This window comes from Sphingomonas morindae, from assembly GCF_023822065.1.
Lineage (GTDB): Bacteria > Pseudomonadota > Alphaproteobacteria > Sphingomonadales > Sphingomonadaceae > Solisphingomonas > Solisphingomonas morindae.
Window position 1 is genome coordinate 2809571 of sequence record NZ_CP084930.1, and the last position, 25186, is coordinate 2834756.

At 65.6% G+C, this 25186-nt stretch carries 21 protein-coding genes; 7 read left to right on the forward strand and 14 right to left on the reverse strand.

All coding sequences use genetic code 11. The features are described 5' to 3' along the window. Window position 1 precedes the first annotated feature (1 nt). The 4 genes from LHA26_RS13800 to LHA26_RS13815 are packed head-to-tail and all read right to left on the reverse strand — an operon-like array spanning window position 2 to window position 6174. On the reverse strand, window positions 2-3739 hold the full coding sequence (locus tag LHA26_RS13800; protein WP_252166169.1) for a glycosyltransferase: 3738 nt from the start codon (window positions 3737-3739) through the stop codon (window positions 2-4). An 8-nt stretch (window positions 3740-3747) separates the two neighbouring features. After that, the gene (locus tag LHA26_RS13805; RefSeq protein WP_252166170.1) at window positions 3748-4245 is read right to left on the reverse strand and encodes a tetratricopeptide repeat protein; all 498 of its coding nucleotides are present in this window, start codon (window positions 4243-4245) and stop codon (window positions 3748-3750) included. A 27-nt stretch (window positions 4246-4272) separates the two neighbouring features. Beyond that, a complete protein-coding gene (locus LHA26_RS13810) occupies window positions 4273-5487 on the reverse strand; it encodes a polysaccharide biosynthesis/export family protein (protein ID WP_252166171.1) in 1215 nt (404 codons plus the stop codon). A gap of 21 nt (window positions 5488-5508) precedes the next feature. Continuing rightward, window positions 5509-6174, reverse strand: coding sequence for an ABC transporter ATP-binding protein (locus LHA26_RS13815; protein WP_252166172.1), 666 nt, complete (start codon window positions 6172-6174; stop codon window positions 5509-5511). A 209-nt stretch (window positions 6175-6383) separates the two neighbouring features. On the opposite strand from LHA26_RS13815, the gene LHA26_RS13820 reads away from it, so the two are divergent. Then, the gene (locus LHA26_RS13820; RefSeq protein WP_252166173.1) at window positions 6384-7739 is read left to right on the forward strand and encodes a glycosyltransferase family 4 protein; all 1356 of its coding nucleotides are present in this window, start codon (window positions 6384-6386) and stop codon (window positions 7737-7739) included. Between the two features lie 24 nt (window positions 7740-7763). Beyond that, window positions 7764-9107, forward strand: a complete 1344-nt coding sequence (locus tag LHA26_RS13825; RefSeq protein ID WP_252166174.1) for a class I SAM-dependent methyltransferase — start codon at window positions 7764-7766, stop codon at window positions 9105-9107. 68 nt (window positions 9108-9175) lie between these two features. On the opposite strand, the gene LHA26_RS13830 is transcribed toward LHA26_RS13825, so the two are convergent. The 10 genes from LHA26_RS13830 to LHA26_RS13875 all read right to left on the reverse strand — a co-directional run bounded on the left by LHA26_RS13830 (window position 9176) and on the right by LHA26_RS13875 (window position 19337). After that, entirely contained in the window at window positions 9176-10339 is a 1164-nt protein-coding gene (locus tag LHA26_RS13830; RefSeq protein ID WP_252166175.1) for a KpsE/RkpR family capsule polysaccharide export protein, read from the reverse strand. Between the two features lie 37 nt (window positions 10340-10376). Continuing rightward, window positions 10377-11186, reverse strand: coding sequence for an ABC transporter permease (locus tag LHA26_RS13835; RefSeq protein ID WP_252166176.1), 810 nt, complete (start codon window positions 11184-11186; stop codon window positions 10377-10379). After that, the gene (locus LHA26_RS13840) at window positions 11183-12397 is read right to left on the reverse strand and encodes a glycosyltransferase family 4 protein (protein WP_252166177.1); all 1215 of its coding nucleotides are present in this window, start codon (window positions 12395-12397) and stop codon (window positions 11183-11185) included. Before LHA26_RS13840 ends, LHA26_RS13835 begins: the two co-directional genes overlap by 4 nt. Then, entirely contained in the window at window positions 12394-13650 is a 1257-nt protein-coding gene (locus LHA26_RS13845) for a capsule polysaccharide biogenesis protein (protein WP_252166178.1), read from the reverse strand. Before LHA26_RS13845 ends, LHA26_RS13840 begins: the two co-directional genes overlap by 4 nt. Window positions 13651-13682: 32 nt before the next feature. After that, window positions 13683-14267 (reverse strand): hypothetical protein, encoded by a 585-nt coding sequence (locus LHA26_RS13850; RefSeq protein ID WP_252166179.1) that lies wholly within the window; start codon window positions 14265-14267, stop codon window positions 13683-13685. A 90-nt stretch (window positions 14268-14357) separates the two neighbouring features. Further along, window positions 14358-15863 (reverse strand): capsular polysaccharide export protein, LipB/KpsS family, encoded by a 1506-nt coding sequence (locus LHA26_RS13855; protein ID WP_252166180.1) that lies wholly within the window; start codon window positions 15861-15863, stop codon window positions 14358-14360. Window positions 15864-15866: 3 nt separating this feature from the next. Beyond that, window positions 15867-16898, reverse strand: coding sequence for a phytanoyl-CoA dioxygenase family protein (locus LHA26_RS13860; protein ID WP_252166181.1), 1032 nt, complete (start codon window positions 16896-16898; stop codon window positions 15867-15869). Between the two features lie 40 nt (window positions 16899-16938). Beyond that, window positions 16939-17529: a histidine phosphatase family protein gene (locus LHA26_RS13865; protein WP_252166182.1), complete on the reverse strand. Its 591-nt coding sequence runs from the start codon at window positions 17527-17529 to the stop codon at window positions 16939-16941. Beyond that, window positions 17526-18338 (reverse strand): 3-deoxy-manno-octulosonate cytidylyltransferase, encoded by an 813-nt coding sequence (locus LHA26_RS13870; protein ID WP_252166183.1) that lies wholly within the window; start codon window positions 18336-18338, stop codon window positions 17526-17528. The genes LHA26_RS13865 and LHA26_RS13870 overlap by 4 nt, the downstream gene beginning before the upstream one ends. A gap of 15 nt (window positions 18339-18353) precedes the next feature. After that, entirely contained in the window at window positions 18354-19337 is a 984-nt protein-coding gene (locus tag LHA26_RS13875; RefSeq protein WP_252166184.1) for a KpsF/GutQ family sugar-phosphate isomerase, read from the reverse strand. A gap of 171 nt (window positions 19338-19508) precedes the next feature. On the opposite strand from LHA26_RS13875, the gene kdsA reads away from it, so the two are divergent. From kdsA to rnhB, 5 genes are all read left to right on the forward strand, one after another. After that, a complete protein-coding gene (gene kdsA, locus LHA26_RS13880) occupies window positions 19509-20339 on the forward strand; it encodes a 3-deoxy-8-phosphooctulonate synthase (protein WP_252166185.1) in 831 nt (276 codons plus the stop codon). A 67-nt stretch (window positions 20340-20406) separates the two neighbouring features. Further along, the gene (gene glmM, locus LHA26_RS13885) at window positions 20407-21744 is read left to right on the forward strand and encodes a phosphoglucosamine mutase (RefSeq protein WP_252166186.1); all 1338 of its coding nucleotides are present in this window, start codon (window positions 20407-20409) and stop codon (window positions 21742-21744) included. Then, window positions 21741-22541 carry a bifunctional hydroxymethylpyrimidine kinase/phosphomethylpyrimidine kinase gene (gene thiD, locus LHA26_RS13890; protein ID WP_252166187.1) on the forward strand — a complete coding sequence of 267 codons (801 nt, stop codon included), beginning with the start codon at window positions 21741-21743 and terminating at the stop codon, window positions 22539-22541. The genes glmM and thiD overlap by 4 nt, the downstream gene beginning before the upstream one ends. A 151-nt stretch (window positions 22542-22692) precedes the next feature. Next, window positions 22693-23736, forward strand: a complete 1044-nt coding sequence (locus tag LHA26_RS13895) for an SAM-dependent methyltransferase (RefSeq protein WP_252166188.1) — start codon at window positions 22693-22695, stop codon at window positions 23734-23736. A gap of 741 nt (window positions 23737-24477) precedes the next feature. Beyond that, on the forward strand, window positions 24478-25074 hold the full coding sequence (gene rnhB / locus LHA26_RS13900; protein ID WP_252166189.1) for a ribonuclease HII: 597 nt from the start codon (window positions 24478-24480) through the stop codon (window positions 25072-25074). Window positions 25075-25186 lie beyond the last annotated feature (112 nt).

The window sequence follows — 25186 nt, forward strand, 5'->3', positions numbered from 1 at the left end:
TCTACTTCCGGATCTTGCCAATGTGCGAGTAGCTCGTGCGCGATGTTAAGCTACCCAAGACCTGCTGCGTTGATCGCGCCCAGGTCTGGACGGAAACGAGATCGGAATCAGGCGCGCTCCCTGCGGCCGCGAGGTCTAGCCATGCCATAATTGCCGCGCTTACGTGCTGCGGTTGCTGACCGGAGAAGTAAAAGGCGTGGTCGCCGGCAACTTCGCGGAAAACTGGTATGTCGCGCGCAATCAGCGGAAGATGATGATAAGCCGCTTCAATCAGTGGCAGCCCAAAGCCCTCGCCCTCCGAAGCGGCGATCAGCGCGGTGGCGGCTTTGTACACCTCCTCAAGGAATTCGTCACTTATCCCGGTAAGCAGGAAGAGACGGCGATTGAACTCGGGATGCCGTTCGATCTCCGCAAGGAAGTCGTCCATCATCCACCCGGCCTTGCCGACGATCACTAGTCGGACGTTCAGGCCACTGCGCCATAATTGTTCAAATCCGCGCAGCACTTGGCCATGGCCTTTGCGCGGCTCGACGGTACCGACCATGAGAAAGGAGGGGCCGGCAGATAGCGCGGCGAGCACGGCTTCGCCGTCGGCAGGCATGCCAGTGGTCGGCAAGCTGGCCGTGAGGTCTGCGGCATTGTGGAAGTAGTCGACGTCAATAGAGCGATTTGGATTATCTAGCAATGCCGACCCGAACTTCACGACATCGTCCGCCACACTGCGCGAGACGCAGAGGAACTTGTCGGCGACGCGGAGCGCCGTCTCGAACCAGCGGCGGGTGACTTGAGGCATGAAGTCGGGAAAGTGCTGCGGAAGATCGAATGGAAGGAGATCGTGCACGCCGATCACGACAGTGCCGCCGCGCATCGAGAAGCGGGTCAGCCAAGTTTCAACATCAGGAAGCCGGTCCGGTACCCAGTCGATTGCCAGAAAAATGTCTCCCGGACTATATTCAACCGGTGCGTCGGGCAGCACCCATGCGGGCAGGCCGAGCGCCCTCGTCGTCCACTGGCGGGCATATCGATAGCCATGGCCATCGATGTAGATCGGCTCGATCGCGAAGTCGTGGTCTCCAGACTCGAGCAAACCCATCAGAATACTGCGCACCACCCGCTGGATGCCGGTCCGTGCATCCTTCTCGGCTAATACGGTGACGTCGTACAGGATTTGGCGTTTCGCCGCTCGCGGCCATTGCTGCGTCACAAGGCGGGACAAGGCCGCAAAATCCGCCGGGCTCGGGTGCGCCGGTGCGACGATGGCGCTCACCTGCTCCGCCACGCGATTGTGCAGCCAGCTGCGACCAGCCGCGAAACGCTCAAGCGCTGCCTTGAACAGTCCACCGATACGAGCGGGAGCGTGTTCTGCCTTCAGAAAGGCTACCGCGCGCTGGCTCTGTGCGCCCGCGGTCTCGGGATCGGCAATTACATTGTCGATCGTCGCCGCGAGCGCCTCCGTCGAGAAGCTGTCTGCCAATTTGAAGACTATGTCGTCGGGCAATTCCGCCATTGGTCCATGTGCGTTGACGATCAGTGGCACTCGATTGGCCAAGCAATCAAGTACCGTTCCCGAAGTCTCTCCCCGCGACTGCGTTCGAATTTGCACGGCGAGATCGGCTGCTGCCAGATAGTCCTGATACTGCTCGTCCGCGGCGTAACCAGTGATGGACAGGTTCGGGGTTTCTGCAACTAGGGCGTCGATGCGCTCGCCATAAGCGCCGCCGCTGTTCTCGCCGACAAAGACCAGCCGGGCATGCGTCGATCGGCCGGTGGCGGAGGCCCGCCAGGCATTAATCAAGTCAATGCTACGCTTGCGTTCTGTAAGGATGCCGAAGGAGCAGACCAGCACCTCATCGTCCGCGACGCCGAGCCGCGCACGCGCTTCGGTGCGACGATCAACACGCGGAACCGCGCGCAGATGAGGGATCAGAGCAAAATTGTCGGCCAGAGCGGCCGAATAGAGCGTCCGGGTCTGTTCAATCGCCCAATTCGAGTGAACGATGACGCCGTTCGCCGCTTCCAGCACGGCGCGGTTGCACGGGTAGCGGTTGATGGCCGCGCTCCGGCCATGTGTTTGTTCAAAGAGCAGCGCGCCCAAGCCGTGCGATAGATAGAGTGCGCGTAAGAACTCCTCCGCGGGAGCGACGCCGGTGGTCGATAGCCATTCGATAAGATCGCTGAGGAAGAAATCGTGTAGCAGCACCACACCAGGATACCGCTGCACGAGATCAAGCATGTGCCCGTGGAAATGGGAATTGCCGATTGAATAAAGGATATGATCGTAGTGAGCGGCATTGCGCTCAAAAAAAGCCAGATCCCTGATGACGTAGTTGGCTTGGATCCAGGCATCGGTGACGATCGTGTCACCGGTTATGATGCATTCGATATCAAAATGGCGGCCAAGCTCCGGAAGCAGGGCGGCCGAGTAGGTCGCGACACCGGACCGATCTGACGGCAGCGGCGATACGAAGGCAAGTGTCGGCTTGCGGCGCAGCGCGAGCGGCCGCGCCGATTGAGGCTGGCGGCTCGCGTTAAGCCGCTCCAGTGCGGCGAGCGCGGCTTCGGCCGACCGTTCCCACGTAAATTCGGCGGCCCGGGCGATGCCGGCGGCGCGTGCTGCCGCTGCCGCAGCGGGATCGTCGAGCAGGCGGCCCAGCTTGTCCGCGCACTCGGTCGGATCGGTTGGATCGATCAGATAGGCGTCGTCGCGTACGACCTCAATCAGGCTGGTGGCTCGTGCCGCCAGCACCGGGGCGCCGCACGCCATCGCCTCGAGCGCGGGCAGGCCAAAGCCTTCATAGACCGACGGGAAGAGAAAGGCGGCGCAGCTCTTGTAGAGCAGGATTAGGTCGCCATCGGATACGTGTTGGAGAAATTTCAACCGGCTCACATGAATTCCGTGCCGCGCCGCCGCGATCTTTAGCTGGCCGATCTCCTCCTCGAAGAGACGGCCGGCGAAGACCAGCAGATGGCGTTCCTGCAGAGCCGCCGGCAGACGCGCGAAAGCCTTGAAGATCAGCTCTGGGTTCTTGCGCGGATCGACCGCGCCGACGAATAAGATGAAGGCCCGGTCGAGCCCCCAGCGAGTGGTTAAGGTTGCCCGCTCGCCGGCGTCGGGCGGAATGGCGTTGAAAACGGGATCGACGCCGGCATGCATTACTGCGATCCGCTCCGGCTCGATGTGAAGCAGCGAAGACGCTTCCGCCGCCGAATAATGCGAGACGGCGAGCAGCAAATCGGCGCGCTTGAGTTGCTGCGCCCGTCGCAGCCAGTGGCGCCGCACGGTTTCGTGCAAAAAATATCGCTTCGGATCGCCCAACGGGATCAGGTCGTGCAGCGTCACTGCTGTTGCCGGTCCGCCGTCGAAACAGCCGAGCGACGTCACGGCATCGTCAACAAACCCTTCAAAGAGCGAGGCGACATGAACGATGTCTGGAGCGATGGCGGCAATGGCCGCTTCGCGCACCACCTCGGACGCTCGGGTGCGCCAGAGATTGTTCGGCTCGCGCTCGGCGACTGGGCCGCAGGTGTCGAAGAGGTGAATGTTGCCGCGCCCTACAAGCGGCTCGAACTCGTCGATGAGTTCCGAAAGCCCCGCGGTCAGCGATAGATTGAGCAGGATATGCACGTCGTGGGCGCTCGCCACGGAGACAATGGCCCGCGCCAACGAGCGGGTCTGACGGCCAATCCCGCGAAAGCGACTCTCGGTCTGAGCGCCTTGCAAATCCAAAAGTAACTTCATGGGATACCTTAACTCGGCCGGCGGGACATGAACATGGTCAAGCGGTGGAAGACGAGCGAGGCGGCGAAGGCAACGTCGGGCGCACCGTCGGCTTCGCTGATCTCCGCCTGACTCACGAGGCCGAGTTCCAGCCGCGCCCCGGCATTGCTCGGATCCAGCTCCAGCGCCTTCCTGTAGCAGCGGATCGCTTCGTTGCGTTCGCCCGTCAGCTTGGCGAGATGGCCGAGTTGCAGATGCAGATCGCTGCTCTGGGGGGCAAGCGCGAGGGCCTTCAGATAGGCGGCGCGGGCTCTCGCGAAGTCGCCAACGTCCTTGGACATGTTGCCAAGCTGCCCCCAGGCGCCAACATCCGTCGGATAAGCTCGAGCGACGCTGTCGTAGAGCGACGCCGCCTCGAGCAGGTCGCCCCGGTCACGGGCGGAGTCTGCCTGGGCCATCATGGTGGCCTGCCGGCGTCGCCGACGAGCACCGAACAGGCGCTTGATGCGATAGATGAGTGCGTGCATCCAGTCCTCCGGTGCGCCGAGCGCCGCTTATCGGCTCAGCGCCCGCGCCGTGACAAACGGCGAGAACAGCTGGTTGATGACATTGATCAGCTTGGACGGCTGATTGGCCGCAGCATTGGCGATGTAGAGCACGTCCTTGTCCCGCATGCGAAAGCGCTGCGCGAGCAGGTAGGAACTCGGCTTGAGCATATTGAGTCGATACACTTTAGGCGGTCCGGCAATGCTACCATCGGGCAGCCCGTCAAGGCGAAACAGGTAGATCGCTGAGGGGTCGGCGGCGGCGTCATTCGGACCGCCGGCGCGCGCTAGCGCTTCGGCGAGTGACACCTCGCCCGTTTCGAAATTGACTTGAGACGCTTTTTGCACCGCACCAAATACCGTATAGGTGCGCGGTCGCTTCAATAGCTCGATATGGTCGCCCGGCGCCAGCATCAGATCGTCAGCGGTACCGGCGCGGATGAAGGCGAGGCGCTCCTCCACGGTCGTCCCGTCGCGCGTAAAACGCACGATCGTGTCCTCGGCAGAGTTGACGCTGCCGCCGGAGGCCGCGATCGCATCGAGCAGATGCTCGCGGCTAGGGCTGATCTCAAAACGGCCCGGGCGACGCAGTTCGCCAGAGACATAGATGCTGTTGGCCACATTCTGTCGGATTGTCACCACAGTCTGAGGATTCTGCGATTTGCCGCGCAGCGCGCGATTGATCGCCTCCTCCACCTGCGCCGGCGTGAGACCGGCGACCTTCATCCGGCCAACGAACGGGATGGTGATCATGCCATCGCTGTCTACGGTGGCAACCGGTATCGTCTGCGCGTGCGCGCTTGGATCAAAGCCTTCCCCGGCTGCCGCCGGCAATGACCCCGAGAAAAGTGCCACGCCCACTTCGTAAACGCTGATTGAAAGAACGTCGCCCGGGCCGATCTGATCGACCCGGCTGTTCCGCGCGAGCGGGCCGAGCGCGGGGACCTTGCTCGACAGCTCCTCATCCTGACGACGGGTCGCTTCAACGAGATCGGGAGTGAGGTCCACGATTTCAAAGCGGATCCCGGCATCTGCGGCCTGAGCGCCTTTGCGGATCTGGTGCGCGGTCGGACCATTGGACGGGAGGGTCGCGCAGCCGCCGAGAAGGACGCTGGTGAGCGCACCGATACAGGCGCGCCGCTTGCTGGCCGAAGACCGCAAGATGTTCATTTTTCCTCGAAACCTCGCGTTGAAGGCGACTAACCTGAAGGTGTCCGCCGGCATGTGATCAGTAGGAAACCTGGCTCAGGACATCCCGCGAAGCTGCAAGCGATGATGAACGTCGCATGCTTCCTCGATGGAATCATAGAGTACCAACGTGCCACCGTAGAGGACCGCGCCCCGCGTTGTATAGGCACGAAGCGTGCCTGGATCGTGCGACGTCATGATCAGCGACGCGCTCTTGCGGCGCGTGTGCAGCGCTTCCTCGGAGCGGGCGCGGAAGCGCTCGTCACCGGCGCCCGTTACCTCGTCGACCAGGTAGCATTCGAACTCGATCGCAAGCGAAATTCCGAAGGCGAGGCGCGCCTGCATGCCAGCCGAATAGGTGCTAACGGGCTGATATAGATAGGCGCCGAGCTGGGCAAAATCGTCGACGAAGTCGAGCAGTTCCCGCTCGTCGCGCTTGTAGATCCGAGAGATGAAACGGGCATTGTCGGCACCGGTCAGGGACGATTGAAAGCAGCTGGACAGCCCGAGCGGCCAAGACGTCAGCATCGACCGCGTGACGCGGCCGCGGGTTGGCTTTTCCACGCCGGCGAGCAGGCGCAGCAATGTGGACTTGCCGGCCCCATTGGCGCCGCAGATACCGACCGACTCACCCTTTGACAGCGCGAAATTGAGGTCGGTAAACACCACCTTTGTGGATTTGCCGATGTGATAGTGCTTGGTAACGTTATCCGCCCGGATCATTGCTCTCACCAACAGCCGCGCCACCCGCGCAGGCGGTATGTGGCCATGGAATTGCGCGGTCGTTTAGCCGCTTTGGCTCGACCTGGGTAGTCCTTCCAATTGCGCGCCGGAGCCGCGGCAATCGGGTCACCCCCGTTTGCGGCCCCGTTCGCCCCTGCGACTGGCAGGCGCGTTGCGCTCACCGAGCCGCCGGGCTAGTTGGAGCGGCCTTGCTGCAGATTGGGCTTTCAAGTCGTATGGCATTACCGCAGATCGGACTCGATGGCTATAATCTGGCGATGCCGCATGGTACCGGAGTGGCTACCTATGGCGTCACGCTGGCCGCTACGCTGCGATCAATGGGCGCCAATGTGACCGGCCTGTTCGGCCTTCCGGTAGCTGGCGATCCTGATCTCCGCGAGGTGCTATTCTACGATCTGGTGCAGAGGCCGCCGAGCGCGCAAAAGCGCCGGCGCCGCTGGCACCATGGCTTACGGGAGGCACTCCGTCCGCTTGCCGGCTTCTCGCTCGCCGAGGTGCCGTCGAGCGGTCACGTTGAGAAGGGCGCCTTTGCGAGCCGCCTCCCGCAGTTCGACCGCCTGCTTAGTGCGGGAGGCCTGTTCGAGGCCGCGCATGCGCATTTTGCCGCATTCGGTCGCTTCACCACGCTCCGGGTCGCCAATCCACCCGAGGTGATGCATTGGACCTACCCGGTTCCGATCCGCCTAGCCGGAGCGCGCAACATCTATACGTTACACGATCTGGTGCCGCTCCGCCTTCCGTACACGACGCTCGACGACAAGAAGACCTACTATAGCCTGGTGAAACGCTGCGCGAAACAAGGCGATCATATCGTCACGGTGTCCGAGGCCAGCGCGGCGGATATCGTCTCACGATTCGGTGTTCCGCATGATCGCATCACCAATACCTACCAGGCGTCTCCGCCGCCCACGAGCATCGGTGCCAGCGCCGAGGACGCAGCCATGGTGGAAGGCATATTCGGTTTGCGACCGGGCGGCTATTTTCTGTTCTTCGGCGCGATCGAACCAAAGAAAAATATCGGTCGACTGATCGAGGCGTATCTGACGCTGCGCAGCGAAACGCCGCTGGTTTTAGTCGGCGCGCGAGCGTGGCAGAGCGAAGAGGAACTGCGGCTGCTCGGGGGCGCAGGGGCGCTCAGTGGCGGCTATGGTCAGCGGCTCGGCGATCGCGTTGTGCGGCTAGAATATCTGCCGCGGCAGCTCCTGTTCCGCCTGATTCGATGTGCCAAGGCAGTAGCGTTCCCGTCGCTTTATGAGGGTTTCGGGCTTCCGGTGCATGAGGCGATGTTGCTCGGCACGCCGGTGCTATCAAGCAATGTCAGCTCGATCCCGGAAGTTGCGGGCGATGGCGCGCTGCTCGTGGATCCCTATGACACCAACGCTATCGCAGAAGGTCTGAAGCGGCTCGATGAGGACGCTGCCCTCCGAGAATCGCTTCGCGCGGCCGGGCCGCGCCATGCCCAGCGCTTCTCGATCGATCACTATCGCGCGCGCCTCCAAAGCCTTTACGAACGTGTTGTGAGTCAGCCCAGCCGCGCGGCGTGATCCCGCGGTATCTGGAGAACGAGGATGAATGACTTAGTCGCAGGCGGTGCTGCGATCGCGCAAGGCTTGGAACTCGATCCGTTTGGCTTCGTGCCGAGCTATGCTAGCCGAATTATCGGTCTCGGAGGCCACGAAGCGTCGCAGGAGCCGGCTTATGCCTTTCATACGCCCTATATCTATTGCTCGCCGGGCGAGGTGACGTTCCGCTTTAAGTTTAGCGGCCTGCACGCCAGCCTCGGCAACCTCACTATCCGCATCAACGGCATCGCCCCCACCTCCGGCGGGGTTGCGCGGACAATCAAGCTGACCGCGAAGCCGCTGCGTGACCTAGCCCATCTCGATGGCGAGATGAGCATCTCGATCAAGGCCAAATCGGGCGTTCTCTACGCGGCGGTGGGCCTGATCCATGGTGTCACCGACGCCGCGGCCGAGCGATTGACCGTCACGATCGATCGGCCAAGCGACGGCCGCGAATTTGATGAAGAGCTTGAGCTCGCACGCAAGACGGTGTTCGGCCAGACCGCGGCTCGGGAGGTGGCACATCTCATCTCGCCCTTGCCGGCGACGATCGCTGATCCGGTTTCGCAGATGTGCACGGCTTCGCAATTCGACGAACCGACATATGACTTCTGGGTCGAGGCGATGCGCGCACCCAAGACGCGCCACCGCAAGCAATGGGAATTTGTGTACATCCTGCAGGCGCTGGAGCGCTACGGTGTTCTTCAGCCTGGCGCGCGCGGGCTCGGCTTCGGCGTCGGCGAGGAGCCGATCCCGGCCGTGTTGGCATCTCGCGGCTGCGAACTCGTCGCGACTGACCTATCCGAGGAGGACGAGCGGGCGGCTGGCTGGCGGGGCACCGGCCAGCATGCCGCCTCTCTGGAGAAGCTGCTGCGTCCGGATATTTGCCCGAACGAGTTGGTGCTCGAGCGAGTCAGCCATCGCGCCGTCGACATGAACCAGATTCCCGCTGACCTGCGAGACTTCGATTTCTGCTGGTCGTCCTGTGCGCTCGAGCATCTCGGCTCGATCGATCACGGTCTACGCTTCATTCACAATTCGCTGCAGACGCTGAAGATTGGCGGCGTCGCGGTGCATACCACCGAACTCAATCTCAGCTCCAATTCTGACACGCTAGAAGAAGGTGGTACGGTCCTGTTCCGTCGCAAGGACTTCGAGCGCTTGTGCTTGGATCTCGTGTCGCTCGGTCATGAGGTGGCGCAGATCAAGTTTGACCAGGGCGAACAGCCGCTTGACCGGCATGTCGACATGCCGCCGTATCGCCACGACGAGCACCTCAAACTTGCGCTTTCCAACTATGTCACTACCTCGTTCGGCGTGATTATCCGCCGGGGCTCTTCGGCTTTCTGAGTGCCGGTGAAGAGGGGCGTGCGCCGGGTTGCTTGGGCCGGGAGGCGCCCGCCTCCCGGCCGGACCGCTCAGATCGCATGCTCCTTCACGCCGGCGATCACTAGCCAGCCAATTCCATAGGCGACCAGCAGCGTGATAAGCATCGTCGCGACGATGCGCAGGCGGTGCGGGTAGAGCGCCTTCACCGGCATGCTCGGATCCACAATCCGCACCAGATAGAGACTTTGACGCCGCGCTTGCTCGCGCGCCTTTTCCAGCGCCGCGGCAGCCGTATCGTAGCGCTTACCGGCGAATTGCTGGCGCACGCGGAGATCCTCGTAATTGCCGAGCCGCGCCGCAATCGTTTTGCTTCCGCCGGTCAGCGTCGCTGCCTGGCGATCGACCTCCGTTGAAAGCGCACGCACGCGGGCGTCCATTGCTTTGTACTGGGGGCTGTTACGACCAACCATGCGGGCGACCACGTCGAGTTGCGCGCGCGCCGCGACGAGATTGCCCGTGATGGTCTTTACCAATGTGGTTTGCGCCTCGCCCGAGGTCATGGGATCGACATCGGCGTGGGTCTGGCGGAAATTGGTGACTTCCCGTTCGATCTGGCGCGCATTGTCCTCCGCCTCGCTCAACTGCCGTTCTGCGGAGGAAACGGCATCGGCATAGGCGCGCTCATTAAGCTGGTTTACCCGCTGCTCGCCAAGCTTCAGAAGTTCTTGGATAAGGGCAAAGGAGTCGCCCGGCCGAAAGGTGCGCACCTGCAGCGTGGAAATACCAGTGTCACGATTGTAGCGAACCGTCACCATGCCTTCGTAATAGCTGTGCAACCGCTCGGGCGTCGGATAGGCCGGCTTCAGCTTGTAAAATGGATCCGCGCCGGGACGGCGGAAAATTTCAATCAGGTTCAGCTTCTTTTGCAGCGTATCGACGGCCTCTTGTGAGGCGAGATAATCGCCCACGCCCATCGCCTGCGACTGCGAAACGGACATGGTCGAAAAGCCGATCAGATCCCCGAAGCTGCTCGGCGTGCTGCTGGTGCTGCCAGGGCTTTGGATGGTGAAATGCGCCTCGGTCTCATACTGGTCGGCCGCCACGAGATAGAGGTAGGCGGCGACGAGCAGCGTCGGTGCGACTACGATCAGCAGAAAGATGCGCTTTTCCACGATCCAGTTGCGGATCGATTGGATCAGCGTCGGCCGGGCAGGCTTAACCTGAGCGGGTGCTATGAAGCCGTGCATATTCATGAAATAAGCCTATCGTTTCCTGAACGCTGCAACCAGATCAACCAAGGTGAATGCGTGCCGGCACGGTGCGAATGGCAAACAGGCCGGCGAGCGACAAGCCGAGACACCAAGCGGTAAGGTATTCAAAGTCCACGTACTCGAGCGTCGCGCTGGCGAATTGCCCATAGCGGATCGTTTCAAACATGTGCGCCATCGGCACCCAGAGAATTGCCTTCCGCAGCGTCTCCGGTAGCCACGAAACCCGAACGAACGCACCCGAAAGCGGCATCATGAAATAGGTGAACGGATGGACCAATCGTTCAAGCAGAGGCCGCTCGTAGGTGCCGCCGGCAATCAGCATCGACAGGCCCATCGATAGCCAGAACACATAGAAGATGCCGAGCGCGAGATAGAGCGGCCGCTCCGGGAGCGACATGAAGCCTAGCAGATTCGCGAGAAAGGCGAGCACAAAGAAGGCGGCGAGGGTGCCTCCGAGCTCGAGAATGCCCCGGGCCAGCGTCACGTCAAGCACGGTCACCATCCGGTGGTAGAGCAAGGGGGTGTTGCCCTGAAGCGACCCTTCCGCGCGGTTGACGATGCCCCGGAAAATGATGAAGATCGAGTAGCCCACTACGGAAAAGGCGACGGGATCGACGTCACCCTCATGCGAGCTTTGTCCGCTGTGGAGAAGGGCGATCACGGTTCCGAGCATCAGCGGTTCGCCGATGAGCCACAGATACCCGATATTGTCGCGCCCGTAGCGGGTGTGGAGTTCGCGCATGATAAGCGCGCCAAGCACCTGCATTTGCACCTTGAATGCTTCGCGCAGCCCGCGTTGCTGCCCGACTCTGTCAGCTTCGGTGATCATGCGCAAAGCCTATGCACGAAATCGAGCACCAGCGCGAGATGATCGCGCCAGGCCATGGGCCGCCATCCTACCATACGCTGCAGTTGCGCCGCACGGCGCGGTGATGCCAGATCGGCATAGGCGAGGATGGCATCACGCCAGCCTGGCCCGTCGAGCGGATCGAGAAACTCCGGAACCTCGCCGCCGGCTTCGCGCAACGCCGGCAGATCCGAGCAGACGACCGGGGTGCCAAGCGCGAGGGCTTCCGGGACAGGCATGCCAAACCCTTCAGCGAAACTTGGGAGCAGAAGCGCACGCGCGCCGGCAATCAGGCTGCGGACCTCGGCGTCGCGCAGATGCGAGCGCTCCTCGACGCACGAGCCAAGCGCGGGGCAGCGTTCCAGCAGGTCGACAACCTGCTCATTCTCCCAGCCACGCCGCCCGATCACGACCAGCCGCGGCAGCTGCGTCGGATCCCGGCTCTCGGCGAGTTGCCGCCAGAGGTGGAGCAGGAGCAGATGGTTCTTGCGTGGCTCGATCGTACCGAGGCAAACAAAATAAGGGCGTTGGTCGTGCGCCAGCGGGGGTGGCGCGGGTACCGGCTCATGCCCGAGATGGGCTACGATCGCCGGGATGGGGCGGCCCGCGCGGTCAAGATAAGGGCGCACATCGTTCAGCGTCGCCTGTGAATTTGCGATAAGGCCGTCGGCCTGACGGGCAAGCGTTTCGATTCTTTTGAGATGCAGACGATCGCCGCCGGGGCGCGCATATTCGGGATGGGTGACCGGAATGATGTCGTGCAGAAGGCACACGAACTTCGCGCGTTCCTTTGCGATGATCGTGCGGACTAGGGCCGGCTTAGTGAGATGGTGCGGGGATGCCTGAAGCAGAACACGCGCGCCGCCGCCGGATGGCACCGGGCGTGGCCGTGTGCGCCACAATATGCTGAGCAGATGCGCCTTGTGCGCCGCCCAAGATCGCGCCTGCCGCGCATCTTCCCATTCGTGATCGACGAGGCGGATGAAGTCCGTCGCGGCGTGCTCTGGAAGCCGCCCGTAAAAGCCGCTTGGATGCACCGCCGCGAAGCGGAGGCGCTCCGGCGCGGCGGCGATTAGCCCATTGGCATAGGCGAGCTCGACCCGATCGACCCCGGTCGGCGTCTTGTGGAGGATACGCGATACGAGGCGCGACAGATCGAGGATGATCTCCGGTCCGGCTCCCGCTCCGCTCATCGGCCCCCCCGCTGCGCCGAAGCCGGCACGCCTATCTCGTCCTCCTCATCTTCCGCAAGCAAACGCCCGGTCGCCACCGCGACGAGCAGTTCTATGCCGATGTCGCTTAGAAAGGCGCCGTGGATCAGGCATCGATGAGCAAGGACCCGATAGAACGCGTCCCAGGTCGCTGGGTCCGGCCCACGCGGAGCTCGCCAGAAGCTGTCGAGCGGCTGCTGGTCTGTGATATCGGCGATATCGTACACCGCTTGTCCCAGCACCTTGGTGGGGATTCCGGCGGCAAGCGACAGAGTGCCGCTTGTGCTGTTCACAGTCACAACCCCGCGCGCCTCCTGCACGAGGCGCAGCAGATCGGCATTCTGAACGAAGTGCACGCGATCGGCAACGCCCGCGGCGACGGCGGCGTCCGCGACGATGCTGCGCCACTCGATCAGCCCCGACTCCAGCGGATGTTCCTTGACGAGAAGGTGGCACTCGGCGGGTGCGTGCGCGACAAAGCTTTGAAGCACCATCTGGAAAGCGGTGATCATCGAGCCAAAGGGCGAGTGTACCCGAATCTGGTAGTCGGAGTTCAGCTGTAGAGGCAGCAGGAAGAAGGGCGATCCGCTGAGTTGGCTAAGTGCCTCTCGGTCCAGCGCATCCCGGTCGATCCTCTGCCTGAAGCGGCGCAAATAGGCGATCCCTTCCCACACCGGGTTGCGGCTCCGATGGGAGCCGTGGAACGGAAAGCGCCAGTGCTGAAGGACAACCTCCGCGTAATAGAAGAAGGCGGCCCAGCCTCTCGCGGCACGATAGGAGGGAATGGCCGGATAAACCGGCGGCCGCGGCAGTTTGGCTGCGGCTGCGCGATACCACTCGGGCGACCGCGGCAGCGAGGAGCGGCCGTTCACACCATCGCGCTCAAGCGTCACCCAGTCGGGACGGACATAACCTTCCTCAAACACGTGAACGCGCGCGCCGGCGCGCTGAGCGGCTTCGATGGCGATAAGATGGGGCGGGCGATTGTCGCCGAACAAGACGAGATCGGTGATGCCCCATCGCCGCAGGTAGCGATCGATATAGCCCGGCCAACTGCTCGTCGTGCCCCGATAATTGTCGCCTGAGGGCCAGGTGGCGAAATCGCCGCCATTGAGGTTGATCCGGCGGACGCGGCAACCGGCCTGCTCAATTGCCTTGCCCAGCTTCGGAAAGAAGGAGCCGTGCGGGCCTTGCAGGAAAAGAAAGGCGCGAGGTGCGCGGTTGCGCTGTTTCATTGGCTCAGCGCCCGCTTTCGGCCGTGCAGGGGTCAGACACGGACATTGGTCAGCGTGTTGCGATCGGCGAGCGCGAGCAGCAGGCCGACGATGAATGGGAGAATGGCTGGCAGCAGCATTAGCGCGGCTGCCACCGGCGGCGGCGCATCAAGGCCGAGCGACGCGGCCGCGAGCAGCCAATAGGCAAGATGGCCGGCATAGGCTCTTATGCCGCACAGCGTGCGTCGGAAGCGGCTTACATGAGCGGCGAAAAGCGTCCACGGCCCGGTGGCGACGCCATAGCTCCAAAGCTCCAGCAGGAGCGGGTGATCGCCCGGGCGGAGCGCCACTTGGCGAAACACAAACCACTCATAGCTAAGAAAAACAAGCATTGGGAAACCACCACTTAGCGCCGCAAAACCATGGGCGGCTCGCCGCCGTCCGCGTTCCGACGCGCGGATCGCCTGATCGTCCAAATAGACAATCAGTCGTTCGAGCAGGACCGCCGCCCCATAACCAAGCATGGCTATGACGCACCCATCGATGAGAACCCGTAAATCGCCGAAGAACATCAGCATGGCCCCCGCGCCGATGCTAGCCAGCGTGAGCAATGCCATCGGGACAGTAACGAGGCTCATGGCTCTTCCAACAAAATCCACGGGCGACGATCCTTTCGCGGCGGCCCTAGCTGATATGGGCTGGGAAGCAAACCGGCGTGCCAGCATTGATCACCGCAACAATCTCAGCAGCCGTCCCTGCACGGCGCGCGCGCGGAGCAGCCAGGGGCGGCGCGGGCGCAGCGCGCCCGAAACCCGTGTCACCAGCTGTTCAGCGCTGCATGGCAACAGGGTCACCGGATCAAGATAGCGCGGGTAGAGCAGCAGTGTCGCGCATATGAGCTGGTCAAGCGTGAGCGGCCGTCCGCGCCGCGCGAGCGGCGGCGCGAGATCGCGGGTGAGGCCCCAGCCGGCATAGAAAGGCTGGCCGTGCGTGGTCACGTCGCGGCCGCGCAGCAACGCTTCAAAGCCGGCCAGCGAGGTCAGTACATGGACGCCGTCGACATGATCGAGCAGCGCCGCCATGCTGCCGCCGCGGATCACCCGATCGGCATGGCGGAGCGCCTCGGCATCGGCGATGGCGCCGCGCCGATGACCGGCGTCGACATCGGGATGCGGCCGGAACCACAGGTCCGCCTCGGGCTCGACGGCGCGAGCGCGGGCGAGCAGATCGAGATTCCCGGCCACCCCGGCACCGCCGCGCAGCACCGACAGATCGTCGCTTACCTGGCCGGTGACGAGCACCAGCCGGCGTCCAGGCCGCCGTGGCGGGAAGCTCGGCGGCCTGGACGCCTCGTTATATTTGCTGATCCCGCGCGCCACCACCGCCTCGCGTAGCGCACGAGCCCGAGCGAGCAGATCGGGAGAGAAGTCGGCGGTGGCGAGCAGCGTCTCGAGGTCGCTTCGGCCTGCGGGGTCATAATGGATGCCGGTGCGATCGACGATGATCGAGTAAGGCGGGTGCAGTCCGCTGCCGAGCCCGACGGAGCGGATAAAGCCGTCTTCCACACGGATCAGTGGCACCGCGGCGGCGCGGGTCGCCGCCGCAAGCCCGCGTCCGACGCGCGACGGCCAGGCTGCCACCGCGCCGCCGCGCCGCCGCGCCTGGCGCGCCGCTGCCCGATCTCCGCGCACGAAGCGCGGCAACGCCGCCGTGCCCGGCCACAGCATTGCCCGCATCTCGCGTCGCTTCCACCAAGCGATACCCGTGGCGACGACAATTCCGCGATTAGCGGCGATCCCAGCGCGCCATTGCGCCAGGAGCGCCACCGCCGCCTCGGCCGGGATCGTCGCGTCAGTAAAAGGATCGCGGTAGCGGCAGCGACGCAGCAGATGCTCGGCGAGAGCCGCGCGGTCCGGACCCCCCGCCGGATCGCCGAAGGCCCCGGCCCGCGCGATGCTCAGCGGAAGCCCACGCAATAGGCCGACGGCGACGCGCTCGTCATCACCGTCGAGCGCGACGAAGCGCTCCACCGGGAGGCGCCAAGGATCCTCGTCTTCATTCCAGAAGGCGCCGCCGATCTGCGCGTCGGCAATCAGGGCGAACAGCCGAGCGGCGCGATCGATGTCGATCCGATCGGCCTCCGTCCCCGCATCCACCACCTCGCTGATCGCGACGACGCGCGGTTCAGTGCCGGGGAAGGGCGGCGTGCGCAGGAACGGCAGGGTCCGACGCAAGTGTCAGCCCCGCGTCGCGCGGCGCACCGGCGTCGTCCGGCCGACATCCGCCCAGGGCTGGCCCATCCAGCCGCGCAGCCGGTCGCGCGCGGCCCACATCAGCGGGGCGCGGCGGTCCGCCAGGCCGGGCGCGGCCAGCGGGTCGAGCCCGGTCCAGGGGAGGAAGGGATTGCGCCGCTGATAGGCCCAGATCTCGACCCGTAGCGAGGGCCGCACCGAAGGGCCGCGCGCGTGGAAGCCCGATGTGTCGGCGACGACCAGCGTGTTGGCGGGCACGGCGAAGGCCTTGGGGGCGGGCAGGCCGAGCGCGGGCAGCTCCTCGGCGCCGATCCGCAGCGAGCCGCGCGCCGAGAGCCGGTCCAGCCCCTGGGCGGCGCGCAGGCTGCGCGCCTGCTCCCACGCCAGCCGCTCCGGCGTCATCCGGTGCGAGCCCGGCACATAGACGAAGGGACCCTCATCCTCCGCGACATCGGTGAGGAACAGCCAGGCCTTCATCGTCGCGTGGAACGTGTCGGCGTGCAGCGCCGTCTGCGGATCGGGATCAGCGTCGGCGACATGGCTGAGGATGGACTGAATATAGGTGATGGGCGCACTGTCGAAGCTGCCGACATAGCGGGTCAGGCCGCGCCAGGCCGGATCGGCGAGCAGCGCGCGCACCTGCGGCATGGCGCGCAGCGCGGCGGGATCGAGCGCGATCCGCCGGGTGATGGTATCGCCCTGGAGCATCTCGCGCGCCGGCCCCTCATAGCCCAGCGCCTGCGCGCGGAGCGCCTCGAAAGCGGCGGGCGGCAGGAAGTTGCGCTTCAGCACGAACCCGTCGCGCGCGAAGGCGGCGCGATCCTCGGCCGAGACCATCCCGGCCAGCCGGGCGCGACGGCGCGCGGCCATGCCGGCGGCGGCGCGCACCCGGCCGACATGGAGCCCCAGCCGGTTGAGCCGCTCCGATCCGATCACCGGATTGTCGCAAAAGGCCTTGGCGCCCGTGCCGAGCTGGGCGACCCACCAGGGAAGCAGCAGATAGCGCGCCGGAGTCATGCCGCCTCCCATTGTCCAGCCTCGGCCCCGGCGCAAGCCCCTAGGGCCGGTGATTCCACGCGACCAGCCGGGGCGAGGGATCGCAGACGATCTCGCCCCAGGCGCCCGTCGCCAGCGCGCGCGAGGGCAGCGCCGCCGCCGCCGCCGCCAGCGCGGGCGTGGCGTCCAGCACGAAGCGGGCGGCGCCGTTGCTCGTCACCATCAGCCATGTGCCGTGGCCGGGCGCCAGCGCCGCGCGCCAGCCCGCGCGGCGCGCCTCCGCATCGGCGATCCAGTCGGGCGGCGCCTCGCCCGCGCGGTCCCAGGCGGCGAGCGCCTCGGCGCCGATCCGCGCGCGGACCGCCTCCTCCTCGCCATTCTCGTCCGGCCCGTGATCGATTTCCGCCAGCCAGCCCCGGCTGAGGATCGGCGCGCCCGGCGCGATCAGCGCTGCCATCTCGCGCGTGCGCCGCAGCGGGCCGGCGGCGACATGATCGAAGCGCACGCCCAGGGCGTCGAAATGCGCCGCCAGCGCGCGCGCCTGGGCGCGGCCGCTCGCCACCAGCGGCAGATCGGTCCGCAGGCCGATCCGACGCGCCGGCGTGCCCGGCGCGAAGGTGTTGCCGTGGCGCACGATCCACAGGCGCGTCATGCGGCGAGCGGATCGCCATGGCGCGCGATCAGCGCTTCGGCGAGGCGCACATCCTCGATCGTGTCCACGCCCGTCGCCGCGAAGGGCGGCGGCGCCACCTCGACCGCGCGGATCGGCACGCCCATTTCGAGGAAGCGCAGCTGCTCCAGCCCCTCGAGACGCTCATAGGGGGAGGGCGGCGTCGCCTCGAACCGGGCGAGCGCCTCGGGGCGATAGGCGTAGAGCCCGACATGCTGGCAGACGGGCGAGAGGCCGCCGGCGAGCCTGAGCCGCGCCTCGTCGCGGATCGCGGGGATGATCGCCTTGGAGAACCAGAGCGCGCGGCCATCCTCGCCGCGGATGCAGGTGGTGCCGCTGAACGGCGCCGCCCGCTTGTGCGCGCGCAGCGCCGACAGCGCGTCCCAATCGAGCCGGACGATCGGCGTGGCGACGGGCTCGGCCGCGCCGCGCAACGCCGCCAGCAGCTCCGCGATCATCGCCGGCGGGGTGAAGGGCGCGTCACCCTGGAGATTGACCAGCGCGCCCCAGGCGCCGCCGCTGGCTTGGGCGGCGGCATGGGCGCGGCCCGAGCCGGTGGTGATGGCGGTGTCCGTCATCACCGCCGTGCAGCCCAGCGCCTCGGCATGGTCGGCGATGCGCCGATCGTCGGTTGCGACGAGAAGCTCGGCCGCACCCGCCAGCGCCGCTGCCCGCCGGGCGACATGCACCACCCGCGCAAGCAGCGTGTGCCCGGCGATCTCGATCAGCGGCTTGCCGGGCAGCCGGGTCGATCCGTAGCGGGCGGGAATGACGATCAGGTCGCGCGCCACCGGCGGCTCCTGCGGTCAGGCGATGCCGGCGCGCAGCATGTCGTGGAGATGGACGACGCCGACCAGGCGATCGTCCGCCTCGCACACGAACAGCACCGACACGGCATTGTCGTTCATGATCCTGAGCGCATCGGGCAGCAGCGTGGTCGGCGCCACCGAGAGCGGCTGCACGCTCATATGATCGGTGATGAAGCCGTTGAGATCGCCGCTGGCGAAGGCGCGGCGCAGATCGCCATCGGTGAAGGCGCCCACCAGCCGGCCGCCATCATCCACCACGGCGGTGCCGCCATAGCGCTTGCGGCTCATCTCCACCGTCGCGTCCATCAGCGTGGCCTGCGAATGGATCACCGGGATTTCCGGACCCGTGCCCATGATCTGCTCGACCGTGGTGAGCTGCGCGCCGAGCCGCCCGCCCGGGTGGAAGAGCAGGAAATCCGATTCCGAAAAGCCGCGCTCCTCGATCAGCGCCACCGCCAGCGCATCGCCCAGCACCGCCTGGAGCGTGGTGGAGGAGGTGGGGGCGAGCTGGTTGGGGCAGGCCTCGCGCACCAGCGGCAGCGTCAGGCAGATATCGGCGGCGCGGCCCGCCGTGCTGTCCGCGCGCGAGGTGACGACGATCAGCTTGGCGCCGAAGCGGCGGCAATAGGCGATGATGTCGCCCAATTCGGTGGTCTCGCCCGACCAGGTGACGGCCAGCACGATGTCCTCGGGCGTGATCATGCCGAGATCGCCATGGCTCGCCTCGGCCGGATGGATGAAGAGCGAGGGCGTGCCGGTGGAGGTCATGGTGGCGGCGATCTTGCGGCCGATGATGCCGCTCTTGCCCATGCCGGTCACGATCAGGCGCCCGCGCGTCGCCGCGATCGCGGCGACCGCCTCGGCGAAGGCGCGGCACAGATCGGGCTGCTGGAGCGCCAGAGCCAGGGCGGAAAGCGCGTTCTGCTCGATTCGGACGGTATTGACGGCGGACAGCAGGATGCCGTGCTGAAGCTTCGTCATTTCCACGCCTGCTCACTCCCGACGCCGTTCAGGTCCATACACCGGCCTGTTGGTAAGGCCTGTCTATTGCGCAACGCCCCTGACTTCTAGCCCATGATCGTGCAATGCGGAGAAACCGATTCGGAGCGAAAACCGCCCCGCCTGCCGCAAATCCTTGGAAGTGAGACATCTATGCACCTGCTCGGCGCGCCGATCGCCCCGGATAGCCCGCTCTTCCTGATCGCCGGCCCCTGTGTGATCGAGAGCGAGGCGCTGGCGCTGCGCACCGCCGAGCAGCTGGCCGGCATCGCCAACCGGCTGAACGTGCGGCTGATCTACAAAAGCTCGTTCGACAAGGCGAACCGCAGCTCGGGCCGCTCCTTCCGCGGGCTCGGGATGGAGGAGGGGCTGCGCATCCTCGCCAAGGTGCGCGCCGAGACCGGCCTGCCGGTGCTGACCGACGTCCATACCGAGGATCAGGTCGATGCCGTGGCGGCGGTGGTCGACATGCTGCAGACCCCGGCCTTTCTCGCGCGGCAGAGCGATTTCATCGCCAAGGTCGCGGCCTGCGGCAAGCCGGTGAACATCAAGAAGGCGCAGTTCATGGCGCCGGCGGATATGGTGCATGTCGTCGCCAAGGCGCGCGCCGCCGCCAGCGCGGCGGGGGTGGAGCCCGATAATTTCACCGTGTGCGAGCGCGGCGTCTCGTTCGGCTACAATAATCTCGTCTCCGACATGCGCAGCCTCGCCATTCTGCGCGACACCGGCTGCCCCGTGGTGTTCGACGCGACCCATTCGGTGCAGCTGCCGGGCGGCCAGGGCGAGCGCTCGGGCGGCCAGCGCGAATTCGTGCCCGTGCTGGCGCGCGCCGCGACGGCGGTGGGCATCGCCGGCCTGTTCATGGAAACGCACCCCGATCCCGATCAGGCGCTGTCCGACGGCCCCAATGCCTGGCCGCTCGATCAGCTGGAGCCGCTGCTCCAGCGCCTGCTGGCACTGGACGCGATCGCCAAACAGGGGTGAGGGTGGAGCGGCTCTAGCCTCGTGCCGGTGGTGCGCTGTATGAGGCATGCTCGCTTTGGAGACGGATATGGCCCGCAGATACTTCGGAACGGACGGCATACGGGGCCGCACCAATGAGCCGCCGATGACGGCCGAGCTGGCGATGCGGGTGGGGCAGGCGGCGGGCGCGCATTTTCTGCGGGGCGAGCATCGCCACCGCGTCGTGATCGGGAAGGATACCCGGCTCTCGGGCTATATGATGGAGTCCGCGCTGGTCGCCGGCTTCACCTCGGTCGGCATGGACGTGGTGATGGTCGGGCCGATGCCGACGCCCGCCGTGGCGATGCTGACGCGCGCGATGCGGGCGGACATCGGCGTGATGATCTCGGCCAGCCACAATCCCTATCAGGACAACGGCATCAAGCTGTTCGGCCCGGACGGCTTCAAGCTTTCGGACGAGGAGGAGGCGCAGATCGAGGCCGCGCTGGAACGGCCGGCGCGGCTCGCCGCCGCCGAGGAGATCGGCCGCGCGCGGCGCGTGGAGGATGCGCGCGGCCGCTACATCCATGCGATGAAATCCACCTTTCCCGAGGATCTGCGGCTCGACAAGCTGCGCGTGGTGATCGATTGCGCCAATGGCGCGGCCTATCAGGTCGCCCCCGCCGCGCTGTGGGAACTCGGCGCCGACGTCATCACGCTCGGCGTCTCGCCCGACGGCACCAATGTCAACGATCATGTCGGCTCGACCGCGCCCGAGGCGTTGCAGCGCAAGGTGGTGGAGACGCGCGCCGATATCGGCATCGCGCTGGATGGCGACGCCGACCGGCTGATCATCGTCGACGAGCGCGGCAAGATCGTGGATGGCGACCAGATCATGGCGCTGATCGGCACCAGCTGGCAGCAGCGCGGGCTGCTGCGCGGCGATGGCGTGGTGGCGACTGTCATGTCCAATCTCGGGCTGGAGCGCTATCTCGCCGGCGCGGGGCTGACATTGCACCGCACCGCGGTCGGCGATCGCCATGTGCTGGAAGCGATGCGGCGCGGCGGCTTCAATGTCGGCGGCGAACAGTCCGGCCACATCATCCTGTCCGATTACGCCACCACGGGCGATGGCATGGTGGCCGCGCTGCAGGTGCTGGCGGCGCTGGTGGAGCAGGGGCGGCCCGCCTCCGAGCTGCTGCGCTGTTTCGAGCCGCTGCCGCAGCGGCTTCAGAATGTTCGGTTCAAGAGCGGGGCGCCGCTGGAGAGCGAGATCGTGCGCGCCGCCATCGCCACCGCCGAGGCGCGGCTGGGGCCGGCGGGGCGGCTGCTGATCCGCAAATCGGGCACCGAACCGCTGATCCGGGTGATGGCCGAGGGCGAGGATCCCGCCCTTGTCGCGGAGATCGTGGACGAAGTGTGCGAGGCGGTGCGGCGCGCGGCATGAGCATCGCGCGCGTGCTGGTGATCGCCGGCTCGGATTCGGGCGCGGGCGCGGGCATCCAGGCCGATGTGAAGACGGTGATGGCGCTGGGCGGCTATGCCACCACCGCGATCACCGCCATCACCGCGCAGAACACGCGCGGCGTTTCCGCCGCCCTGGCGCTCGATTCCGCGCTGGTTGTGGCCCAGATCGACGCGATTCTGAGCGATATCGGCACGGATTCGATCAAGATCGGCATGCTTGGGAACGCCGCGATCGCGGCCGCCGTGGCGGCGCGGCTGGACCGCCCGGACGCGCGGCGGCCGCTCGTCTTCGATCCGGTGATGGTGGCGACGAGCGGCGCCGTGCTGGCCGACGCGGCGACGATCGCCGCGTTCGAGCGGCTGATGGCGCTGGCGACGATCATCACGCCCAATCTGCCCGAACTGCACGCGCTCGGCGGTTCGGCCGAGGCGCTGGCACGGCGCAGCGGCGCGCTGGTGCTCGTCAAGGGCGGCCATGGCGAAGGGCCGCTGCTGACCGATCGCCTGATCGGGCCGGACGGCGAGGTGGCGGCCTGGTCGGGCGCGCGGATCGAGACCCGCCACAGCCATGGCACCGGCTGCACGCTGGCGAGCGCGATCGCGACCGGGCTGGCGGCGGGCCTGCCGGTCGAGGCGGCGGTGGGCCGCGCGCGCGACTATGTCCGCGCGGCGCTGGCGGCCGCGCCCGGCCTCGGCCAGGGCCATGGCCCCCTGGGTCATCGCGCGGGGATCATGACCGGCGACTACGGTCTCGCCAATGGCGGGATCAAGAGCTAAGAGCCGGCGGGAATCTGGCCCTGGCGCCGTCATACGGACATGAACACGCCAAATACCCGTGCGACCAAGCGGGGGCCGCCGCTCCCTTGTCCCCCTGTAGCGTAGTATCTGATCCCCTATCAGCGCCGCTCGCGGCGGAGGGAAAGAAGCTATGTCCGTTCATTCCGGCATGATCAACGCGGTACTTCGCGCCAAAATGGGTGCGGTGCTTTCTCTCCTGAACAATCGGTACAAGCCCAACATCAACGCGCTCAACGATGTCGTGCGGAACATCAACATGCTGCACCTCAACGTGAAGACCTTGGGCTATGAGCTTGCGCGGCAGCTCTCGGCGGCTTTGCCGGTGCAGCAGGGTCTTACGCCGCGCCATGTCGGCCTGAGCTGCAAGGCGTCGATCCAGGCCGATCTGGAGAGCGACTGGGTGGCGCAGTGGTGCGCGGCGCTGCAGATCCCCGTGATGTTCCACCGCAAGGTCTGGGAGCTCGCCTATGTGCTCCAGGCCATCTACGAGAATGGCCATATTCGCGAAGGCGCGCGCGGCCTCGGCTTCGGCTGTGGCGTCGAGCCGCTGCCGAGCCTTCTGGCCTCTCGCGGCGTTTCGATCACCATGACCGATCTCGAGCCGGTCCAGGCGGCGGAGTCGGGCTGGATCGAGACCCACCAGCATATGTCGGACCGCGACGGCGCGTTCCGCAGCGAACTGGTCGACCGCGCGACGTTCGACGAGAAGGTGCGGCTGCGCTATGTCGACATGAACGCCATCCCCGCCGACCTGACCGATTTCGACTTCTGCTGGTCGATCTGCGCCTTGGAGCATCTCGGCACGATCGAGAAGGGGCTCGCCTTTGTCGAGAACAGCCTCGCCACGCTGAAGCCGGGCGGGCTGTCGGTGCATACGACCGAGTATAACATCAATCCGGATGGGCCAACGGTGGATGACCAAGGAACGGTTTTGTACCAGAAGCACCATGTCGAAGCACTCGCCACCCGATTGCGCGCAAAGGGCCATTTTGTGGCGCCGTTTGACTTTGCGCTGGGCGACAAGCCGTTGGACCGCTTCATCGACGTTCCGCCCTTCCACCCCGACCTCGGTATCGAGATGCAGCAATTCCTTGGCAATCCGTTGCATCTCAAGGTGGCGGTGGACGGGTTTGCGTGCACCTGTTTCGGGCTGCTGATCCGAAAGGTCGCCTAAAGGGCCGCGCAGGGCAGTTGCGATCTCGGGCGCGTCCGATCTTCTGCGTCTGTCTTTCGGTTTACCGCATCAGCCATGAAGGTCGCGCGCGTAGATCCGTGCCATTATCCCCTACCATCGGGGCCTTGATTGGCTGCTCTGGCGCGGATCTCCTGCAGACCGGCAATTGCCCGGAATAGCCCGGCGATTATCGCGGCGCCCCGCATGCCTATGCGGCGGTGCGCAGCGCGCCAAGCTTGAGCGCCGCGCGTTAAAGCGGGCCAATAAGGCCAGCGCCGGGCGGCCTGGCGAACAGCAATGGGAAATCCGGCGCGCTAAAAAACAGGCAGCTTCGATGAGGTCTAGCTTGACCAGGTCGACAGCTTCCGATTTGGTGGCGGAGGTGCTGGCGGCGGTGCGGCCCTATCTGGGCGAAGCGGCGTAGCGGAGGCGGGATGATCGGCTGCGCGCCGCAGGTCGGCGCGGCATGAGGCGGCGGATCGGGATGCCGCATCATGGCCGCGCAAGGAATCGATCAATGTACCAGTGCGAGTGCCATGCTGCCCCAGAAGATGCTGCCCGCAACCAGGCCGGCAAGCATCGTCAGAGCAAGGGAACGAGGCATTTGATCCGCGTTAACCATTTTCCTCTCCTATCGAGCGTGCTGCTCTTGTCGTTCATCCACGGTACACAGGGAAAAATGGTTAGCAAGCTAGGAAGTTCCCGTAATGGGACAATCATCGAGCGCTAAGGTCCGCAGCCGTGCCGCCTGACTTTTTTCACGAGCGACAACATGCACATCCGGTCGCCGGCGTGGACGAGGCCGGGCGCGGCCCGCTGGCCGGGCCGGTGGTCGCGGCGGCGGTGGTGCTGGATCGCAAGCGCGTGCCGCGCGGGCTGGACGATTCGAAAAAGCTGGACGAGGCGGCGCGCGAGCAGGCCTATGCGCGCATCACGCGTCATGCCGCCTGGGCGGTGGGGATCGCGGAGGTGGACGAGATCGATCGCCTCAACATCTATCATGCCACGCTGCTCGCCATGACGCGCGCGGTGGACGCGCTCGGGCTCGATCCGTCGATGGTGCTGGTGGACGGCAATGCCCTGCCCAAGTGGCGCTATGCCGCGCGCGCGATCATCGCCGGGGATGCGCTGTGCCGCTCGATCGCGGCGGCCTCGATCATCGCCAAGGTGACCCGCGACCGGCTGATGGCCGACTATGACGCCACCCATCCCGGCTATGGCTGGTGCCGCAACAAGGGCTATGGCACACCGGAGCACAAGGCGGCGCTGGCGCGGCTGGGGCCGAGCCCGCTGCATCGCCGCAGTTTCGCGCCGGTCGCGCAGCTTTGTCTCTTGTAAAACGCGCGCCTTTAGAGTCCGCCCTCCATGTCTCTATGGTGCCACACTAAGCGACTCGTGGGAATCCCCCGATTTTTTTGTTGACCGCCGAGTCGCGTCGACTCATTTTGGG

Bases quoted from the DNA above. Each gene is read 5' to 3' on its own strand.
- LHA26_RS13800 (WP_252166169.1), bottom strand. From the start codon at position 3,739: ATGAAGTTACTTTTGGATTTGCAAGGCGCTCAGACCGAGAGTCGCTTT.
- LHA26_RS13805 (WP_252166170.1), bottom strand. From the start codon at position 4,245: ATGCACGCACTCATCTATCGCATCAAGCGCCTGTTCGGTGCTCGTCGG.
- LHA26_RS13810 (WP_252166171.1), bottom strand. From the start codon at position 5,487: ATGCCGGCGGACACCTTCAGGTTAGTCGCCTTCAACGCGAGGTTTCGA.
- LHA26_RS13815 (WP_252166172.1), bottom strand. From the start codon at position 6,174: ATGATCCGGGCGGATAACGTTACCAAGCACTATCACATCGGCAAATCC.
- LHA26_RS13825 (WP_252166174.1), top strand. From the start codon at position 7,764: ATGAATGACTTAGTCGCAGGCGGTGCTGCGATCGCGCAAGGCTTGGAA.
- LHA26_RS13830 (WP_252166175.1), bottom strand. From the start codon at position 10,339: ATGAATATGCACGGCTTCATAGCACCCGCTCAGGTTAAGCCTGCCCGG.
- LHA26_RS13835 (WP_252166176.1), bottom strand. From the start codon at position 11,186: ATGATCACCGAAGCTGACAGAGTCGGGCAGCAACGCGGGCTGCGCGAA.
- LHA26_RS13840 (WP_252166177.1), bottom strand. From the start codon at position 12,397: ATGAGCGGAGCGGGAGCCGGACCGGAGATCATCCTCGATCTGTCGCGC.
- LHA26_RS13845 (WP_252166178.1), bottom strand. From the start codon at position 13,650: ATGAAACAGCGCAACCGCGCACCTCGCGCCTTTCTTTTCCTGCAAGGC.
- LHA26_RS13850 (WP_252166179.1), bottom strand. From the start codon at position 14,267: ATGAGCCTCGTTACTGTCCCGATGGCATTGCTCACGCTGGCTAGCATC.
- LHA26_RS13860 (WP_252166181.1), bottom strand. From the start codon at position 16,898: ATGACTCCGGCGCGCTATCTGCTGCTTCCCTGGTGGGTCGCCCAGCTC.
- LHA26_RS13865 (WP_252166182.1), bottom strand. From the start codon at position 17,529: ATGACGCGCCTGTGGATCGTGCGCCACGGCAACACCTTCGCGCCGGGC.
- LHA26_RS13875 (WP_252166184.1), bottom strand. From the start codon at position 19,337: ATGACGAAGCTTCAGCACGGCATCCTGCTGTCCGCCGTCAATACCGTC.
- kdsA (WP_252166185.1), top strand. From the start codon at position 19,509: ATGCACCTGCTCGGCGCGCCGATCGCCCCGGATAGCCCGCTCTTCCTG.
- glmM (WP_252166186.1), top strand. From the start codon at position 20,407: ATGGCCCGCAGATACTTCGGAACGGACGGCATACGGGGCCGCACCAAT.
- thiD (WP_252166187.1), top strand. From the start codon at position 21,741: ATGAGCATCGCGCGCGTGCTGGTGATCGCCGGCTCGGATTCGGGCGCG.
- LHA26_RS13895 (WP_252166188.1), top strand. From the start codon at position 22,693: ATGTCCGTTCATTCCGGCATGATCAACGCGGTACTTCGCGCCAAAATG.